This window comes from Flavobacterium limicola (assembly GCF_003634755.1).
GTDB classification, from domain to species: domain Bacteria; phylum Bacteroidota; class Bacteroidia; order Flavobacteriales; family Flavobacteriaceae; genus Flavobacterium; species Flavobacterium limicola.
Genome location: NZ_RBXA01000003.1, coordinates 236,412 through 256,087, shown reverse-complemented (window position 1 = coordinate 256,087; position 19,676 = coordinate 236,412). Strand labels below are relative to the sequence as shown.

Genomic DNA, 19,676 nt, shown 5'->3' with positions numbered 1-19,676 from the left:
ATGAACTTAGAAAGTCCAAAAGTTACTGTTCAAAAACCAGCTCAAGAAATGTTTGATTTATTGAGTGATGTTAAAAATTTTCAAAAATTAATGCCTGATAACATTGCTAAATTTGAAGTTATTGGTGACGACGCATTTATTTTTGGTTTAAAAGGGATGCCGGAAATAAAATTGAAAATGAAAGAGAAAGTGGCTCCAACCAAAGTAGTTCTGGGCGCTGCAAGTGATAAATTACCGTTTACATTGATAGCAAATATTGATGCTGTATCTGAAACTTCAAGTGATGTAAAACTTGATTTTGAAGGTGATTTCAATCCTATGATGGCTATGATGATAAAAGGTCCAATTGGAAAATTTATCGAAACTTTAGCTGGCAATATGAATAAATTGTAAAAAGTTATTTAAATAGTAACAATAAAATAATATTACAAAAGTCTTTTGGTGAAAACCAAGAGACTTTTTTTATACATAAAAGGCAACAAATGTCATTTTATCGTCTTTTTGGGTTCGTTATGGAAAAAAATTATATTACTCGTTTAATGTTAGTAAATTACTGATTATTAAATAGTTAATAATAATTTAAACTCCAGTTAGCCCCATAACCAGAGATAAAAAATAACATGATCCATGCCAATTACTGATCCCCAATTAAAGAGCAACGATTGCGGAATTAGCGCAATTAAAACTATTTTTAATATTTACGAAAGGAAAATTTCTCGAAAATATATAGAGCAAAATGTTCCATTAGAAGAAAAAGGATCACGGATTTCGGATATCAAAAACTTCTTGAATTCAAATGGATTTATGGCTCAATTCAAACTATTTGATATTAATCATATTGGAGGGAATGAGACAAGTTTACAAGAATTATTCCCTTTTATTTTACCTATTGAAAATAAAAACGGCCTACATTATATTGTGGTGAATGATATAAAAAATAACCGCCTAAAAGTATATGACCCTAGCAAAGGAAGTCAATACTATTTGTCTCTACAGGAGATGAAAAAAAAATCTTATTTCAACAAAAATCACTGGGATCTAGCAGATACTGAAGATAAAATAATAGCAATCTGTTCACAGGATTTATCAGATTATCAAATTAATTTTGAGAATACCTTAATTGAAAATGGTCATGCGGTCCTTTTCAATAAGCTCACTTACTTTAAATATTTAAAAGACAGTTTTGGTTTTAAAGACCTGCTAGCAGAAAGGAATTTTCTAACCGATTTACTAAAAAACCAAGAAATTTCCAGTGTCCCAAATAGTTTTAAAATACTGGAATTAGAAAAAGGAAAGATAAAAAACAATTCTCCTTTGATTCTTGTGGTAAAAGCAATAGAAGAAGAAAAAGACACGCTGCAATCCTATCCCGAAGAGGAAAACGGAAGTTTATATTGGCAATTATTCAAACAATTAGGGGAATATAAAAAACTTTGGTACATCTATATTTTTGCGGCTTTGTTTTCAGCAGCAACCGCTCAAATTGCAGTCTTTACCAATCAAATTATGATTGACAATGTCCTGCCAACCTATAATTTGAATACGCTGGTTTTGTTTGCTGCAGGTTTAGGAATTTATAAAATTTTCGACATTTTTACGACGGTCTATAAAAACTTTGTGGGGATTCATTTAGGAAATGCTTTAGACAAATATTTTCTATTTTCTTTCGACAAAAAAATAAATAATTCATCCCTTTCCTATATTCACTCCTACAAAAAAGGGGATTTAATGGAGCGCGTGAGTGATTCGCTGAAACTAAAAAGCTTTTTCATGAAGTTTTTCACTAATATATTAGTGGATGTAAGCGTGTCTATTTATTCGTTATGCATTTTATTTTTCATAGATAAAACGTTAACATTAATCGTATTGGGTGTAATGATTTTATTTTTTCTTTGGTTCAAATTCATTACACCTTATTTAAAGCAAAATGAAAGACTGCGCTACATTCGCAAAGCCGATTTTCTTTCTAAAATGATGGAGAAAATTGATGGAATACAGGTTATTAAAAGTTTTAAAATAGAACGTTTTCATTCCAATAAAATTTTCATAAGCATCAATGAATATTTAAAAATTCAGCTTAGAAACGGATACATTGATTTATTAAATAAAATTGTTGTTGCCCTGATAGTAATTGTTTCCACGATTTTTATCATTTTATTTTTGACAAAATCAGCTATTGAAACTCAAATAATTACATTGGGCCAAATTGTGACTTTTATAGCACTTTCTTCAAAAATATTTTCTTCTTTGAAAGGTATTTTAGATGACAATCTGACACTTCAGGAGAACGAAGTCATCCTAAAGAGATATTTGGATTTTGATGAAAAAACAAAAAAAGTCTCTAAAAAAGGAATTCAGGACTTCAACATTGAAAAAATTGAATTTCAGAATCTGAATTACGGTTATCTACCCGATGAATTTGTATTAAAAGACATTAATTTAAAAATACGAAAAGGCGAAAAAATAAAAATAGAGGGACAAAATGGCTCTGGAAAATCAACCTTCAGCAAAGTATTAACAACACTTTATCATCCCAATTCAGGCTCGATTCTTATAAATGAAAAGGATAAGAAATTTTATAATGACGATAAAATGCGGGACAAAATTTTATTAGTGACCAATGAGGATACTCTATTCAATGACACTATTCAAAACAACATAATTTTAGGAAAAGAGATAGCCGTTACAGCAATTTTGGATATGGCAAAACAAATTAATTTTTATGATTTTATAGCTTCAAAAGATGATGGACTAGAATTTATTATTAACGAAAACGGGAAAAATCTTTCCACTGGGCAACGTAAAAAAATCCTCTTGCTTCGGGCACTCTTTTCAGATGCTGAACTTATCATTCTGGATGAAGTCCTTTCAGGAATGGATCTCGAATCCAGAAATAAAATAGAAACGATTATTGATGAAGACCTTATAAAAACGTATATCATCATTTCTCACGAACCCATCACTAATATCAATTTTTCTAAAAAATATAAAATAGCAAATGGAGAACTCTTTTTATTACAACACGAAATCGATCCGGTTTATTAAAATTCTAAATCGAGTTTTGATAGCATTTCTGATAATTATAGTCTTTTTAATTTTTACCATAAAAATGAATGATACGGTAAGTTTTAAAGAAGGTCAAATCTTTTCTGATACTCCCCAACTAAAAATAAACGCACCAAATGAGGTGAAAGTTTTAAAAGTTCGAGTAAAAGAAGGTCAGGAAGTACAAAAAGGAGATACTCTTTTTGTACTTGAAAATAAAAAAACCAAATCCGATTATGACATCTTAAATACAAATGTTTCCGGAATGAAAAACAAAATAAATATTATAAATAAATTGATTTTCAATACAATCAATCGCAAAAACTCTTTAAAACAATTATTGGAAATCCAATCAAAAATATATAAAACGGATCGTAAAAAAGCAGAACAGGAAATCAGTTCTTTGAATACTAAAATAAATTTATCCTCACAACAAACTTCAATTTTAACAAATAAATTCCAAACTGATTCCATGCTTTATACTAAAGGCGCCATTTCGAGATATGAAATGACCGAAACAAAAAATAGGAATTTAGATGATCAAAAAGGACAGTTGGATATTCAATCTAACTATGATGTAAAGAATTATGATTTTGAAAATTTATCCAATAATTATCAAAAAACAAACAACGATTTGCGGCGCAACATTATTGATGTAGAGAATCAAATTCATAATTACCTGCGTGATATTGTTGAACTTCAAACACAAATTAAGGATGGAAAATCCAATCTTACTTATATTTCCGATGAGTTAGGTAAATTGCTCGTAATATCCCCAATTGAAGGAACTGTTTCTAATCTTTACAACGCCAGGCAAAATTTGGAAATTATCAATAAAGGAGATATCCTCACTATAATTGCCCCAAAAAAAGAAGCCTTTTACGCAAAAGTAATTTTAGATGAAAAAGACCTTGCCTACATAAGAAAAGGCCAAGAAATTAATTTGAAACTAGATGCCTATAATTATTATCGATTTGGTGCTATTAAAGGAACAATTACCTATGTTTCTCCATCGGATGTGGATCAAACATTTTACTGTTTGGCAAACATAAAAAAGTACAATCCAAACATTAACCTAAAAGCAGGTTATAAACTTAAAGGAGAAGTGATTATCGAAAAAATGAAGCTTTATCAATACATCATCAAAAAATTATTCAACAAAATTGATAGTAATCTTAACTAGTCATTATGAAGAATTCCATTTTTTTTGTAGTGTTTCTTATGTTTTCAAATTCATTGTTTGGACAGGATTTTATGTCTTTTGGTGATTGCTTAGATTTAGCATTAAAAAATAATTTATCCCTGAAAAGTGCAGTCGTTTCAGGAGAAATAGCTACTAATCAATATAAATCCAGCTATGGTAAATTATTACCCTCTATAAATGCAACGGTTGAAAACAAAAATTCTTGGGGTAGAGAAATAGATCCCGACACTAATTTATTTGTTGACAAAAAAATAGAAAATTATTCCGGAAATATTGGCGCATCTTATAATTTATTCTCTGGTTTTTCGACCCTAAATTCTATCAAATCAGCTAAACAGGATATGAAAATAAATGAAGTCAATATTAAAAAAATTGAAAATGAAATCACAATCGATCTTGCCCAGAAATACATCACTATTTTATATTTACAAGAAATTATTTTATCCAATCTGGAACAAATAAAATCGAGTAAAAAACAACTGGAAGTAGCTGTTTTAAAGTTTGATTCCGGAGTGATATCTGAAAGTGAAGTGTTTAAAATAAAATCCCAAAAAGCCACTGAGGAATTGAATTTACTAACCAACCAAAACACTTTAGCAGATAATTTAATCAGTCTAAAGCAATTAATAAATATTTCTTTAGAAAAAGAAATCATCTTACTAAAACCTAATTTAGAACTCTATGAAAATTTAGAAATAAATGAAAACCAATTTTCTTTGGCTAATAAAGCTGTCAAAATAAATCCTTCTTATTTGATGAATGTTTTAAAAGAAAAAAAAACACGAAATGAACTTTCCATTTCAAAGGCATTATTATATCCTTCATTAAGCATGCGTTTTTCGTATGGTTCTTTTTATACTGTCAAAGATCCTTTTGTGCCATTTAAAGAACAATTTGATTCCAATCTTTCAAAAGGACTTCGATTCAATTTATCAATTCCCATTTTTAGTCAGTCAGAAAATGCTTCAAAAATTAAAATCAGTAAACTCAACTATAAACAATCCAAATTAGAAACTCAAATCGAACAAAACCGTCTTTCGAAAGAAATTTTAAAGGCCATCACCGATACTAAAACATCCATAAAAAAAAGTGAGTCAGCCGCAATTGCTTTTGAATTTTCTAAAAAAAGTTATGAAGCCGATGCCTTAAAATTTGAATTAGGGAAGATTAACATCAATGAATTAAATATAACTAAAATGAACTTTAATAATTCCCAAGCAGAATTAATCCAATCAAAATATGAGTTACTATACAACAATGCGCTAATAAAATTCTATTTAGGCGATCCTTTTGTATTATAAATTTTATCCTCAATATAGCATTTGAATTTCCTTGATATCAAACTCAGAAATACTGTCGTCATCCAAAAGAATCTGAAGTCTACCAACCGAAGAAACCCCTTGAATAATACCCATAAAATTAGTGTTATTTTTACCTGTAAACGGCATTGGTATCCCTTTTTTATATAATTTATCCGTGTAATCAGACCATAAGATATTGGGATGCAGTTTCCATAACAGTATACTTTTCTCTATTTGATCTATAATGGAAGAAAGCAAGACTTCTTTGTCGAATTCAGATGTACAAATTACCGCTAAAGAAGACGCTTTTGGTAAATTTTCAAAATTAGTTTGATTCACATTTAGACCTAAACCGACAATAGAAATTATAGTACCATCACTTTTTATACTATTTTCTATCAAAATGCCACCTATTTTTTTATTGTATGACATTATGTCGTTAGGCCATTTAATACTAAGATCAGGAATCTTAAATGTTTCCAAAACAGTAATCACGGCAAGTGAAACTACAATATTCAGATTATAAATTTGACAAATATCCGATAAAAATCCCTTAACCAAAATACTCATTGTTAAGTTTTTACTCGCCTCAGAAGTCCAAACAGCCCCCATTTGACCTTTTCCTTTTGTTTGATTCTCTGCGGTAACAACAGTCAAGTTTTCGAGCTCTTGTTTATTCGATAACCCTTTAAGGAATTCGTTTGTAGAATCTATGGCATCGAGTTTGATTACTTTCATATACGTTTTTTTGTGAAACAGAATTTAATATTGTGTTAAGGTTCAAAAATAATCACAAAAAATGGTAACTTTACAAACTTATATAAAAATAATTCATGGCGAAAAAGACTATAAATAATGACGTCCTATTGGCGAATATCATTAAAGGGATAGAAGAAGTAAAAGGAAATGATATCACTATTCTTGATTTAAGAGAAATAGACACTGCAGTTTGTGACTATTTTGTAATCTGTAATGGAAATTCAAATACACAAGTTAACGCAATAGTCAACTCCGTACAAAAAACAGTTTCAAAAGAATTAAAAGACAAGCCTTGGCATGTTGAAGGTACTGATAATGCGGAATGGGTATTAATGGATTATGTTAATATTGTAGTTCATGTATTTCAAAAACACATCCGTGAATACTACAACATCGAAAGCTTATGGGGCGATGCTAAAATAACGACCATAGAAAACAAATACTAAAGACATATAATCCGTAGTAATGGCTAAAGAAAATAATCCAAATCCGAATAAGTTTAAAGTAAGCCCTTGGCTAATCTACACTGCAATATTATTAATTTTCTTATTTATAAGCTTTATAACCAATGGTTCAAGTCTAAACGAACCAGGACAATTGACCTCTTCTAAATTTAATGACTATTTAGAAAAAGGACAAATTGAAAAAGTTATCGTATACAATAAGACAGAAGCAGAAGTATTTCTTAACGCTGCTGCATTGAAAGATGCTGCGCACAAGAAAGTTTCTAAAGATGTTTTTGACAGACCTAACAAAGGACCACACTACACGTTTGACATTGGTAATGATCAAATATTTCAGAACAAATTGGAAAAAGCTGTTGCTGAAGGAAAATTGAAAGATTTTAACTTCTTGGCAAAAAGTAATTGGTCAGATATTCTGATTAGTTTGTTACCTATCATAATCATTATTGCAGTTTGGATATTTATCATGAGAAAAATGTCTGGCGGTGGCGCTGGTGGTGGTGGACAGATTTTCAATATTGGAAAATCAAAAGCTAAACTTTTTGATGAAAAAACAGATATCAAAACTACTTTTAAAGATGTAGCTGGCTTAGAAGGTGCAAAAGAAGAAATTCAAGAAATTGTTGAATTTCTTAAAAACCCTGAAAAATATACCAATTTGGGTGGCAAAATTCCAAAAGGAGCTTTACTGGTTGGACCTCCAGGAACTGGTAAAACCTTACTTGCAAAAGCTGTTGCTGGTGAAGCACAAGTACCATTCTTCTCTTTATCAGGTTCAGATTTTGTTGAAATGTTTGTTGGTGTGGGAGCCTCACGTGTACGTGATTTGTTCAAACAAGCTAAAGAAAAATCTCCTGCAATTATTTTTATTGATGAAATAGATGCAGTAGGTAGAGCTAGAGGAAAAAGTAATATGTCCGGTGGAAATGACGAACGTGAAAATACATTGAACCAATTGCTGACAGAAATGGATGGTTTTGGAACTAATTCTAATGTGATCGTTTTAGCTGCAACAAACAGAGCCGATGTACTTGACAAAGCTTTAATGCGTGCTGGCCGTTTTGACAGACAAATTTTTGTAGACTTGCCAGATATTCGCGAAAGAGCTGAAATTTTTAAAGTACACCTTGCTCCTTTGAAAAAAATAGAAGGATTAGATACTGAATTTTTGGCCAAACAAACTCCAGGATTTTCTGGTGCTGATATTGCAAATGTATGTAATGAAGCTGCTTTGATAGCTGCCAGAAATAACAAGACTGCTGTTGACAAACAAGATTTCCTTGATGCTGTTGACAGAATTGTTGGTGGTCTTGAAAAGAAAAACAAAATTGTTACACCTGACGAAAAGAAAGCAATTGCAATACATGAAGCAGGTCACGCAACGGTAAGTTGGATGTTAGAACATGCTGCTCCGTTAATCAAAGTAACTATTGTACCTAGAGGACAAAGTTTAGGCGCCGCTTGGTACTTACCGGAAGAAAGATTAATTGTTCGTCCAGACCAAATGCTTGATGAAATGTGTGCTACAATGGGTGGAAGAGCTGCTGAAAAAGTAACTTTCAACAGGATTTCAACTGGTGCATTGAGCGATTTAGAAAAAGTGACCAAACAAGCACGTGCTATGGTAACTATTTACGGATTGAATGAAAAAATTGGTAATGTAACCTATTATGATTCAACTGGGCAAAGTGAATACAATTTATCTAAACCATATTCAGAAGAAACGGCTAGAGTTATTGACGAAGAAATTTCATTACTAATTGAAAGTCAGTATCAAAGAGCCATTCAAATCTTAGAAGAAAATAAAGAAAAACTAAATCAACTGGCAGATATTCTAATTGAAAAAGAAGTTATTTTCAAGGATGATTTAGAAGCAATTTTCGGAAAAAGAACTTTTGATAAAAATCTTGATGAAGTAGTATCATAGTAAACACCAAAATTATTTAATTATTTTTAAAATCTTAATTCAAAAACTACTTTTGAATTAAGATTTTTTTATCTTTGGACGTTTTCAAATAATATATAGTATCTTACATAAATATGAATCTTTTTAGAAAATTTTTTGGTTCTAGCCATCCAGCATCAGAGGAAGATAAAGAAAGTGAATTTAACAGTTCCCATTCTGATAACACGCCCTCTATAGATGAAAAATTTATCTATAATTTTAAAAAAAATGGAGGTAAGTTTTTATACTGTGAAAATGCTGAAGAACTAAAAGAACAATTTGAAAACATACTCGAAGAAAATGATTGGTTTGAAAGCGAAGTTTTGTGCTATGAACCTAGTCTTTTCGGAATGCTTGACGAAAATAAACTCATATATAATAAACCTGCAAATCCAAAATTTCTTCTTGCTAATTGTGAGAATTTAATTGCTGAAGAAGGTTCTATATTATTTTCTTCTAAACAAATAAAACAGCACAAACCAAATGAGCTGCCAACTAATATCATCGTAATTGCAACTACAAGTCAAATGCTTGATTCAAAAAGTGACGGGCTTAGTGCAATAAAAAAGAAATACGAAAGAGACTATCCTACCAATATTACTACTATAAAATACTTTGAAAAAGCAAAAGTAGAAGATTTCACACAATACGGAAGTTCAGCAAAAAATCTATATTTATTGCTTTTAGAAAACCTTTAAGATGAATGAAACTCTAAAACGAGGTATATCAGGAGCTATTTATATCCTATTATTACTTGCTTCTATTTTATATTCTACTGAAAGCTTTTTTATCCTTTTTGGTGTCTTTCTTATTATTGCAGTTTACGAATTTTGCAATTTAGTTCAAATACATAAATTATTTCCAATTCTTTTTGGTACAACTTTATACACAACAGTAACTTTAGTGAGTCATTACAATCAAATCACTACAGATACTATAAATAAAATTTTCAATACTGATTTAGAAATTTCAATAAATGTCAAACAATTAGATATTGTGCTATTGGTCATTGCATTAGTGGTATCTATAAAATGTATCCTTTTTTTATTTTATGATAACATTCAAAAAATAAGCACTTCATCAAAATACCTTTATTTATTAGGGTATATTATTCTCCCGTTTGTATTTATTACTAAAATTTCATTTGGAATAAATGACTATAATCCTAAAATTATAATTGGATTATTTATCTTAATCTGGACCAATGATACCTTTGCTTATATTGTAGGTAAATCTATAGGCCGAACCAAATTATTCGAAAAAATATCACCTAAAAAAACATTTGAAGGATTCTTTGGAGGAATCGTATTTGCAGTTTTAGCAGGTTATTTAATATCAAAATACTACATCAAAGCTAACCCGGAATTTAGCGACAGATCCATTCTAATTTGGACTTCTATAGCTGTGATTGTTGGAATTGCAGGCACTATTGGAGACTTAATTGAATCTAAATTCAAGCGTATTGCAGGCGTAAAAGATAGCGGAAACATAATGCCTGGTCATGGAGGCATACTAGATCGACTAGATAGTGTTATATTTGTAGCACCAATTATTTTTTTATTTTATCAAATTTTAAACTATGTTTCATAAAGAAGGAACCCAATCGATTTTATTTGGATCAATTTTCGTAGCTGTAGTCCTTTTATTGACTGACAATTTTATTGACACCAATTGGATTAAAATGGTAATACAAATAGCCGCCTTGTTGCTATTGATTATCATATTACAATTTTTTAGAAATCCAAAAAGAACTGTGATAATCAATGAAAATCACATTCTAGCTCCCGTTGATGGAAAAGTAGTTGTAATTGAAGAAGTGTTTGAAAGCGAATATTTCAAAGATAAGCGTCTACAAATATCTATTTTCATGTCTCCAATAAACGTTCATGTTACGCGTTATGGCTTGAGTGGAATTGTAAAATTCAGCAAATACCATCCTGGAAAATTCTTAGTGGCTTGGCATCCTAAAGCCAGTGAAGAAAACGAAAGAACTACGATTGTAATCGAAAATAAAACTTTTGGAGAAATTTTATACCGTCAAATTGCCGGAGCTTTGGCGCGAAGAATCGTAAATTATGCCGAAGAAGGAATGCAGGTAATTCAAGGAACTGATGCTGGATTTATAAAATTTGGTTCAAGAGTAGATATCTTTTTACCATTAGGAACACCAATAAATGTTGTTTTGAATCAAAAAGCAATTGGAGGAAAAACAATTATTGCTACAAAAGGATAATGATTGAAAAAAATTTAGATACTCGATTTCTTGAAGCGGTAGAAATAGCCTCTAAAATGACACAGGCAGAGTTGCCACAAGATGTCCAATTGCGGCTTTATGCATTCTATAAACAAGCTACTTTTGGCACTCTGGATCTAAAGCAAACTTCTACCTATCATTTAAGAGATGCATTTAAAACTAATGCTTGGATGCAGATTAGCCACCTCACGCCAGATGAAGCCAAAGAACAATATATAGAAATGATTCATTTTCTAAATAAAAACAATATTCAATTATGAAAAAGATAGGCCTTTCAATTCCAGTTATATTTCTATTTACACTTTTACTTTCTTGTAATGATAAAAAATTAACTGAAGTGGTTGACGTTCCTCTTCCTGTTGTTGAAGAAAAAGTGGTGGTTGGTTCCCCAGATGATGTCAAGGCAGATGAGGGATCATTTCAACTTGAAAAACTTCCTTATGCTTATGATGCTCTAGCACTAAATATATCAGCAACAACCTTAGAAATGCATTATTCCAAGCATTATCTGACCTATACAAATAATCTGAATAGAGCGGTACTAGGAACTCCATTTGAAAATCTGACTATAGAAGAAGTATTAGCAAAATTAGATCCTAACGATGCTACACTGCGTAATAATGCCGGTGGATTTTACAATCATTCCTTATATTGGAAATGTATGGCACCAAAAGCTGGAGGTGAGCCAACAAATACATTAGCCGAAGCAATTGTTAAAGATTTTGGTTCCTTTGAAAACTTTACTAGTTTATTTAAAGATGAAGCTACAAAGCAGTTTGGTTCGGGTTGGGCTTGGCTTGTAGTAGACCGGTCTGGAAAACTGCAAGTGACTAGTACTCAAAATCAAGACAATCCTTTGATGCGTAATGCTGTTGTTCCCGGAACTCCAATATTAGCTTTAGACGTATGGGAGCATGCTTATTATTTAGATTACCAATACCGAAGAAAAAATTATATCGATGCATTTTTCAATGTAATTAATTGGAGAAAAGTGGAAGAAAATTACAATGCTGTTGCAAAAAAATAGCTTTCGCTTCTAATCATAAAAAAGTCTGATATAAATTTATATCAGACTTTTTTTATCCTTTTATTAATACAAAAAACTCTTTTTACAATTCATAAATGAATGATTCTGAAGGTGCGATTGTAATTTGAACTTTTCCTTCACCATTCAAAACCTGCAGCTGAACAGCACTTTTATTGTACAATTGATCCGTTATTATATAATTCCCATCTTTCAAATTCCATTTTTGAATAATATCCGAAGGAATTTTTAATTCGAAATTGCTGGTAGTCAGCCAAGAAAAATTAGTGACAACTATTAGTTTCTGCGTATCAGACCAGCGTGTGAAAGCATAAATTCCCGGATCGTAGCCTTGAGTTGTTTGACGATTCAATGTTTGAATTTCTTGGTGTTTTCCCATTAATGCCGAACTATTCAGAGAGAAATTCAACAATTTTTTATAAAAATCACGCAACTCTTTTTCATCCTGTGTCAGTTGACCTCCATCAAATTTTCCGTCGTTCATCCAGCGCTGATGACTTGGAACTCCGATATAATCAAAAATGGAAGTTCTGGAATGGGTTCCAAATCCTGCATTTTCATTCCCGGCCTCACCTACTTCCTGACCAAAATAAACCATTGTAGGCGAAGTACTTATAGTTGTTGAAACCACCATCAAAGGTTTTCCTTTTTGTGGCGTTCCAGCACATTCTGGACTTGCTAAACGCTGTTCATCATGATTGTCTAAAAAATGAAGCATGTGATGCTCAATATCTGCCATTCCGTTTTGTATGTCTGATAATCCATCAGGCAACGATCTTCCTTGAATGATATCTTTCAATTTATCATAGGTTTCTACTTTATCATATAAATAATCCATTTTACCTAAATGAATGTAATTTCTATATTCTTTAGGATTGTAGACTTCTGCTAATAAAAAAGCATCTGGATTATTTACTTTAATGGCTGAATTCATATAACTCCAAAATTCATACGGAACCATTTCGGCCATGTCAAATCGAAAACCATCCACTCCTTTTGCAGTCCAATACAACGCAATATCTTTGAATTTATCCCAAGAATCTGGAACATCTTTTCCTTTCCAAAAATCGAAATGTTCCTGATATGATTTGGTATCAAAACCAGCCGGAAGTTCCGGAAAATCTTTGGAGCCATCCGGACGAATACCGTAATTTACTTTTATCGTTTCATACCAGTCGTTTTTATCAGGTTTCGCCAAACGGGATCCGTTCCCAGTCCATTTTGCAGGGTTTTCTTCAAATTTTCCATCAATCAATGGATTCTTTTCTCCATTTAATGGTTTGTCCGTATCCGGGATTTTAAAGCGTGTATTTGGAATATAATAGAAATTATTATCTCTTTTGTATTCAACCGTTGTATCATCATCAGCACCAAAATCCCTAACACCATCTGGATTACTCCTTCCTTCGTACTTGCGCGCAATGTGATTGGGAACAATATCGATAATCACTTTTAATCCCGCTTTATGTGTTCTGGCAATCAAAGCTTCAAATTCCTGTAAACGATTCGCAGGATTTACGGCCAAATCTGGATTTACATTGTAGTAATCTTTTACGGCATAAGGAGAACCTGCTCGTCCCTTTACCACTTCTGGATCATCATTAGAAATCCCAATAGCGGAATAATCCCGAATCACAGCATGATGCGGAACTCCGGTGTACCAAACATAAGTAACTCCCAAATCCTTGATTTCCTGCAAAGCTGTTACCGTAAAATCATTGAACTTCCCTACTCCATTTTCCTCAATGGTTCCCCAAGGTTTGTTGGTAGTATTTTTATTTCCGAATAATCGGGTAAAAACCTGATATACAACTTCTTTTTTATTAGAGACTTTCTCGTTCTGTTCTGCGTTCATTTTTAGATCTTTCGTTTTACAGGCTGCAGCCAAAAGCACTACACTTATACTGGCAACAATAGTTATTTTTTTCATCATATAAAATTATTTATGCTGATTTCAATTCTTTAATAGCAAAATGAATATCAATTTTTAAATTTAATATTTTTTAAATAAAAGAAGTCTATATCGTTTGAAATTAAATAATTCTGTTTTAAAAAACCAACACTACAACGAAGGAGTTGCGGCATTTGTTGATAACTTTAAAAAGGAAAAATCTTAACTTTCGCTGCTCATTTGACTAATTATAAATAAATCCTAATATGGATTAGGATTGTTTCCTTTTTCATAAATTTGACAAAAATTAAATCCATTGAAGAAATCACTGTTTTTCCTTCGTTATTGTTTGCTACTGCTTGTCACTAATTTGGTTTTGGCGCAAGCCCCAAAAAAAATTATTGTAGAAAACTCTGATTTTGCCGATGTAAATCAAGTAGAAATTCCTGATGCATTATTGCTTATCGGAAACGTACGTGTCAATCATGACGGTGTGGTAATGACTTGTAACAAGGCATACTATTTCCAAAAGGAAAATTATATAAAGGCTTTTGGAAATGTTCAAATGGTGCAAGGAGACACTTTATTTTTGAATAGTAAATATGCGGAATACAACGGAAACGTAAAAAAAGCGTATGCCTCCGGAGATGCCGTAATGAGTTCACCAGATGCAACTTTGACCACAGAAATAATTAATTTTGACCGAAATATTCAAGAAGTATTTTACGATACGCCAGGGACAATTACCAATAAAGAGAACACGCTAAAAAGTAATTCAGGAAGATACTACGTAAAACAGAAAAAATTTCAGTTCCTGACTGCGGTTACCATCACAAATCCAACGTATGTAATTAAATCAAATCACTTGGATTATTTTAGCAATTCGGGGCATTCATATCTTTTTGGACCTTCAACAATTACCAGCAAAGACAATTATATTTATACCGAAAAAGGGTTTTATGACACCAAAAAAAATCTGGCGCATTTCCTGAATAAATCCTATATCAGATATGATGATCGGGTGATTAAAGGCGATAGTTTATATTATGACAGAAACCGGGAATTTGCATCAGCAACTCGCAATGTAAAAATAACAGATTCCATCAATCGCGGAATCGTGAAAGGGCATTATGCCGAAGTTTATAAAAAACTAGATTCGATGTACGTGACCAAAAGAGCCGTTGCCGTGAATTTTGTCGAAAATGACTCAGTTTATATCCATGGAAAAAAATTAATGGTTACCGGAAAAGAAGGAAATAGAATTATCCGAGCTTTCAATAATGTCCGATTCTTCAAAACTGATATGAGCGGAAAATGTGATTCGATTCATTCAAGTTCTAAAACAGCTTTGACAAAAATGATTGGAAATCCGATACTTTGGAACGCAGAAAATCAAATTACTGGCGATGTTATGCATCTAATAGGAAATAACACAACTCAAAAACTAGATTCACTCAAAGTACTCAATAATACATTCATCGTCTCCAAAGACACAATAGGAACTGGCTATAATCAAGTCAAGGGACAAGATCTATATGGCAAGTTTCTGGAGGGAAAGCTTCATGATGTTGATATTGTAAAAAATGCCGAAGTTATATATTACATGCGGAATGAAGCGCAGGAACTCATAGGTATCAACAAAAATAAAAGCAGCAAAATCAATCTTATTATTGAAGATAATGAGGTAGAAACCATCACATTTTTTCAACAAATAGATGGCGATATTTTTCCGGAAAAGGATTTACCAGAAAATGCCAGAAAACTGCGAGGACTAGTCTGGCGTGGCGATGAACGAATAAAATCGAAGGATGATATTTTTCCACCTGAAGAAAATGAAGACAACGACAAAATAGCAAAAGCTACCAAAACAGCTGAAGCCAAAGAGGATATTCCTATGAAAATCCGAAAAGAAACGCTGAATTACGATAAGAAGAAAGTGAAGATAAAGTGATCAGTGGTCAGTCACAGTTTTCAGATAACAGTTCTCTTGAATAAACAAATAAACGATTAAAGCAATAAATTTTGAATATCGATTTCCTAAAATACCAAGCGCAAACCTCACCCTATCCATTGGGCATGGAAGTGTCACATGCTGTAGGTTCTTATATTTACGATACTAATTCTAAAAAATACCTGGATTTTGTAGCTGGAGTTTCGGCTTGCGCTTTGGGACACCAACACCCGAGAGTCAATCAAGCCATCAAAGATCAGTTAGACAAATACTCTCACGTCATGGTTTATGGCGAATATTCACAAAGTCCGGCTGTAGAATATTGTAAATTGTTAGCCTCACTACTGCCGACTCCTTTAGACACCACATATTTAGTCAATTCTGGAACAGAAGCTATTGAAGGCGCTTTAAAACTCGCCAGAAGAACCACAGGAAGAAGTCAGTTGATTTCATGTCATAATGCGTATCATGGTAATACTATGGGTTCGATGAGCGTCATGGGATTTGAAGAGCGCAAACAAATTTTTCGTCCGTTGATTCCTGATGTTGATTTTATCACGTTCAACAACGAAGAAGATTTACAAAAAATAACGACTAAAACAGCAGGAATTATTCTGGAAACCATTCAAGGTGGCGCCGGATTTATTCAGCCACATAATGATTTCCTTAAAAAAGTACGCGAGCGCTGCACCGAAGTTGGTGCGATGATGATTCTTGACGAAATCCAACCGGGTTTTGGGAGAACGGGAAAACTTTTTGGATTCCAAAATTACGATGTCGTTCCTGATATCGTAGTAATGGGAAAAGGAATGGGCGGCGGTATGCCAGTCGGCGCTTTTACAGCTTCATCGGCAATGATGGAATTGTTGAGTCATGACCCAAAACTAGGACATATCACCACTTTTGGTGGTCACCCTGTCATTGCGTCAGCCTGCTTAGCTACTTTGCAGGAAATAACTGAGACCAATTTGATGGCCGAAGCGATGGAGAAAGAAAAGTTATTCCGATCACTTTTGGTACATCCTTTGATAGAAGAAATAAGAGGAAAAGGATTAATGCTGGCCGCAATGACTAAAAGTGCCGATGTTACTAACGAAGTGATTCTTAAATGTCAAGACAAAGGACTCATTTTATTCTGGTTACTATTTGAAGGTTGCGCCATAAGAATAACGCCTCCTCTTACCATTTCTGAAGAAGAAATACGAGAAGGTTGCAGTATCATACTTGAAGTAATGGATGGAATAATGATTGAAGAATAATGATTAACGATTTTTGATTGCAGAAGTAGTAAGAATGGAAATACACATCAAAATACCTATTCAAAACAATTAAAAAAATTGGGAGCTATTCCTGCTATCCGTTATAATCTTTTACTTTTTAAAGAAAAAGTAAAAGGATTTCCACTCTTATCAGGGCTATGGAATCCGTTTAAACCAACCCTTTTTTTGTTAATTAAATTGTTCACAACAATTCTAACTTTACCTCACAGTACAAGCACGATTCCCTAAATTTATTTAGGCCAAATTAAAAACACACAGTATGCAATTAAGCAACGAAGAAGAAGACTATAACTTATCCCTGTCGAAATTTGAGTCCATGTTGAAAACCAACAAAGTACTCTTTTTTGACTCTGAAGAATTTGAAGAAATTATCCTTCATTATCTTGATATGGGTAAGGCCGCTTTGGCAAAAAAAGCACTTAAACTAGCATTGGAACAACACCCAAAATCTACTGGACTAAAATTAGTTCAAGTGGAAATGCTTGTTTATGATGACAAACTCGAATTAGCCGAAAAGCTATTGAATGAGTTGTACGCCATTGAACCAAACAATGAAGAAATTTACATTCAAAAAGCCAATATCTGCTCTAAAAGAGACCAACACGAAAAGGCCGTTGAATTATTAAAAATAGCTTTAAAATACACCGATGATTTTGCTGATGTCTATAATTTAATAGGCATGGAATACCTCTTTATGGACAATCTTGAAATGGCAAAAGAAAGCTTTATCAAATGTTTAGAAGAAGATCTGGAAGACCAATCCGCATTGTACAATGTGGTGTATTGTTTTGAGTTTTTAGACCAAAACCAAGAAGCAATCAGCTATTTAAAAAAATACATTGACAAAAACCCATACAGTGAAATTGCCTGGCATCAACTGGGACGTTTGCATTATGGCGTTAAAGAATATGAAAATGCGATTCGCGCCTTTGATTATGCCACTTTAATTGATGATGAATTCCTTGGTGCTTTCATGGAAAAAGCAAAAGCGTATGAGCGATTAAAAAAATATGAAGAAGCCATTGAAAGCTACAGCAGAACCATCGAATTAGATGACGCAACTTCCTATGCGCTACTTCGAATGGGAAAATGTTATGAAAGACTAGGTAACAAAGCATTGGCATTAAAATATTTCAATCAAACCGTTCACGAAGATCCGCTTTTAGATAAAGGTTGGATTGCAATCACTGACTTTTACGTCCGCCAGAAAAATTACCAAAAAGCGCTATTTTTTGTCAATAAAGCATTAGCTATTGACAACCAAAATCGTTTGTACTGGAAACGTTTTGCTACTATCAACAAGCAAATGAATTTCTTTGAAGAAGCTGAATTTGGATATAGAAAAGCAGTCGAATTTGGTGATTACAGTTTAGATACTTGGCTATTTTGGGTTGATATTTTACAATTTTTAGGTGAATTTGAAAGTGCTATTCAAACATTGTTACAAGCTTCAGAATATTTTCCGGAAGAGAACGAAGTAGAATACCGTTTAGCAGGATTGTATTTTATGCTTGCGGATAATACAAAAGCAAAATTCCATTTAAGCAATGCTCTACGATTGAATTTTGACAATTATATTCTTTTAGAAGATTTATTCCCAGTAGTTTGGACAAAAAAAATGGTGCAAAATTATATTGCAAAACATAAAAAACAATAATGGTTGATACAGTTATAAAACGCTTTGGATTATTAGGACGTAACATTAGTTATTCCTTTTCGAAAGGATATTTCACTGACAAATTTAATAACGAAAACTTTGTAGGTTGCAGCTATGAAAATTTTGATATTCCAGAAATATCAGGTTTTCCAGAGGTGATTAAAAACACTACGGATTTAAAAGGATTGAATGTTACTATTCCGTACAAAGAAACGGTAATTCAATTTTTAGATAAATTATCAAAAAAAGCGGAAATAATTGGCGCTGTAAACACCATTAGAATTTCCAAAAAAGGAAAATTAAAAGGTTACAATACAGATTACTATGGTTTTAAAAAATCATTAGAACCACTATTGTTACCGCAGCACAAAAAAGCTTTGATTTTAGGAACTGGAGGCGCTTCAAAAGGAGTCGCTTTTGCTCTGGACGAACTTAATATCCCCTATACTTTTGTTTCGAGAGAAGCCAAAGAAAATGGAATTGATTACGACCTAATCAATGCAACCACATTTGACAATTACCAAATCATTATAAATGCTACTCCGGTAGGAACAAGTCCTAATGTAGATGCGTTTCCATTAATTCCCTACGAATTTTTCACAGACAAGCATATTGCTTATGATTTAATTTACAACCCTGCAGAAACGCAATTCCTAAAAAAAGCCAAACAACAGGGCGCACAAATCAAAAATGGTCTGGATATGCTTATTTTTCAAGCTGAGAAGGCTTGGAAGATTTGGAATAAATAATCTAAAAACGGAATTAGCTTCATAGACCTATTTGTATACATCAAAAACATTCTTTATTGAATGTTTTTTTGTTTGTAATACCATTATGATCTAGAGAAAAATGAACTTGAAATCGCAAAACCCTAGCCCTG

17 protein-coding genes are annotated in these 19,676 nt (G+C 32.4%); 15 read left to right on the top strand and 2 right to left on the bottom strand.

The features are described from left to right. The 4 genes from BC952_RS11150 to BC952_RS11135 all read left to right on the top strand — a co-directional run bounded on the left by BC952_RS11150 (nt 1) and on the right by BC952_RS11135 (nt 5,550). Nucleotides 1–393 (top strand): SRPBCC family protein, encoded by a 393-nt coding sequence (locus BC952_RS11150; RefSeq protein ID WP_121365728.1) that lies wholly within the window; start codon nt 1–3, stop codon nt 391–393. Nucleotides 394–627: 234 nt separating this feature from the next. After that, nucleotides 628–3,045, top strand: a complete 2,418-nt coding sequence (locus BC952_RS11145; RefSeq protein WP_121365727.1) for an ATP-binding cassette domain-containing protein — start codon at nt 628–630, stop codon at nt 3,043–3,045. A gap of 64 nt (nt 3,046–3,109) precedes the next feature. Next, the gene (locus BC952_RS11140) at nt 3,110–4,228 is read left to right on the top strand and encodes a beta-barrel domain-containing protein (RefSeq protein WP_167445767.1); all 1,119 of its coding nucleotides are present in this window, start codon (nt 3,110–3,112) and stop codon (nt 4,226–4,228) included. 5 nt (nt 4,229–4,233) lie between these two features. Further along, complete coding sequence (locus BC952_RS11135) at nt 4,234–5,550, top strand: TolC family protein (RefSeq protein ID WP_121365725.1); 1,317 nt, start codon at nt 4,234–4,236, stop codon at nt 5,548–5,550. A 9-nt stretch (nt 5,551–5,559) separates the two neighbouring features. Here the strand turns inward: BC952_RS11135 and BC952_RS11130 are convergent, their stop codons facing one another. Continuing rightward, nucleotides 5,560–6,288 carry a biotin--[acetyl-CoA-carboxylase] ligase gene (locus BC952_RS11130; RefSeq protein WP_121365724.1) on the bottom strand — a complete coding sequence of 243 codons (729 nt, stop codon included), beginning with the start codon at nt 6,286–6,288 and terminating at the stop codon, nt 5,560–5,562. A 95-nt stretch (nt 6,289–6,383) separates the two neighbouring features. Here BC952_RS11130 and rsfS point away from each other — a divergent pair, with 95 nt between their 5' ends. The 7 genes from rsfS (at nt 6,384) to BC952_RS11095 (ending at nt 11,999) form a co-directional block, all read left to right on the top strand. Continuing rightward, nucleotides 6,384–6,755 carry a ribosome silencing factor gene (gene rsfS, locus BC952_RS11125; protein ID WP_091166943.1) on the top strand — a complete coding sequence of 124 codons (372 nt, stop codon included), beginning with the start codon at nt 6,384–6,386 and terminating at the stop codon, nt 6,753–6,755. Between the two features lie 19 nt (nt 6,756–6,774). Continuing rightward, nucleotides 6,775–8,700 carry an ATP-dependent zinc metalloprotease FtsH gene (ftsH, locus tag BC952_RS11120; protein ID WP_091166940.1) on the top strand — a complete coding sequence of 642 codons (1,926 nt, stop codon included), beginning with the start codon at nt 6,775–6,777 and terminating at the stop codon, nt 8,698–8,700. A gap of 113 nt (nt 8,701–8,813) precedes the next feature. After that, nucleotides 8,814–9,416 carry an LUD domain-containing protein gene (locus BC952_RS11115; protein ID WP_121365723.1) on the top strand — a complete coding sequence of 201 codons (603 nt, stop codon included), beginning with the start codon at nt 8,814–8,816 and terminating at the stop codon, nt 9,414–9,416. Between the two features lies 1 nt (nt 9,417). Continuing rightward, complete coding sequence (locus tag BC952_RS11110) at nt 9,418–10,308, top strand: phosphatidate cytidylyltransferase (protein ID WP_121365722.1); 891 nt, start codon at nt 9,418–9,420, stop codon at nt 10,306–10,308. Further along, entirely contained in the window at nt 10,298–10,951 is a 654-nt protein-coding gene (locus tag BC952_RS11105) for a phosphatidylserine decarboxylase family protein (RefSeq protein ID WP_121365721.1), read from the top strand. Before BC952_RS11110 ends, BC952_RS11105 begins: the two co-directional genes overlap by 11 nt. Then, entirely contained in the window at nt 10,951–11,232 is a 282-nt protein-coding gene (locus tag BC952_RS11100; protein ID WP_121365720.1) for an acyl-CoA-binding protein, read from the top strand. Before BC952_RS11105 ends, BC952_RS11100 begins: the two co-directional genes overlap by 1 nt. Further along, complete coding sequence (locus tag BC952_RS11095; RefSeq protein WP_121365719.1) at nt 11,229–11,999, top strand: superoxide dismutase; 771 nt, start codon at nt 11,229–11,231, stop codon at nt 11,997–11,999. Before BC952_RS11100 ends, BC952_RS11095 begins: the two co-directional genes overlap by 4 nt. 82 nt (nt 12,000–12,081) lie before the next feature. Here BC952_RS11095 and BC952_RS11090 read toward each other — a convergent pair whose 3' ends face one another. After that, a complete protein-coding gene (locus BC952_RS11090; protein WP_425269365.1) occupies nt 12,082–13,947 on the bottom strand; it encodes an alpha-amylase family protein in 1,866 nt (621 codons plus the stop codon). A gap of 277 nt (nt 13,948–14,224) precedes the next feature. Here BC952_RS11090 and BC952_RS11085 point away from each other — a divergent pair, with 277 nt between their 5' ends. From BC952_RS11085 to BC952_RS11070, 4 genes are all read left to right on the top strand, one after another. Next, on the top strand, nt 14,225–15,859 hold the full coding sequence (locus BC952_RS11085; protein ID WP_121365717.1) for an OstA-like protein: 1,635 nt from the start codon (nt 14,225–14,227) through the stop codon (nt 15,857–15,859). A gap of 71 nt (nt 15,860–15,930) precedes the next feature. Next, on the top strand, nt 15,931–17,118 hold the full coding sequence (locus BC952_RS11080; RefSeq protein ID WP_121365716.1) for an aspartate aminotransferase family protein: 1,188 nt from the start codon (nt 15,931–15,933) through the stop codon (nt 17,116–17,118). Between the two features lie 280 nt (nt 17,119–17,398). Next, the gene (locus tag BC952_RS11075) at nt 17,399–18,796 is read left to right on the top strand and encodes a tetratricopeptide repeat protein (RefSeq protein WP_121365715.1); all 1,398 of its coding nucleotides are present in this window, start codon (nt 17,399–17,401) and stop codon (nt 18,794–18,796) included. Next, nucleotides 18,796–19,545, top strand: coding sequence for a shikimate dehydrogenase family protein (locus BC952_RS11070; protein ID WP_121365714.1), 750 nt, complete (start codon nt 18,796–18,798; stop codon nt 19,543–19,545). The genes BC952_RS11075 and BC952_RS11070 overlap by 1 nt, the downstream gene beginning before the upstream one ends. The last annotated feature ends 131 nt before the right edge of the window (nt 19,546–19,676 follow it).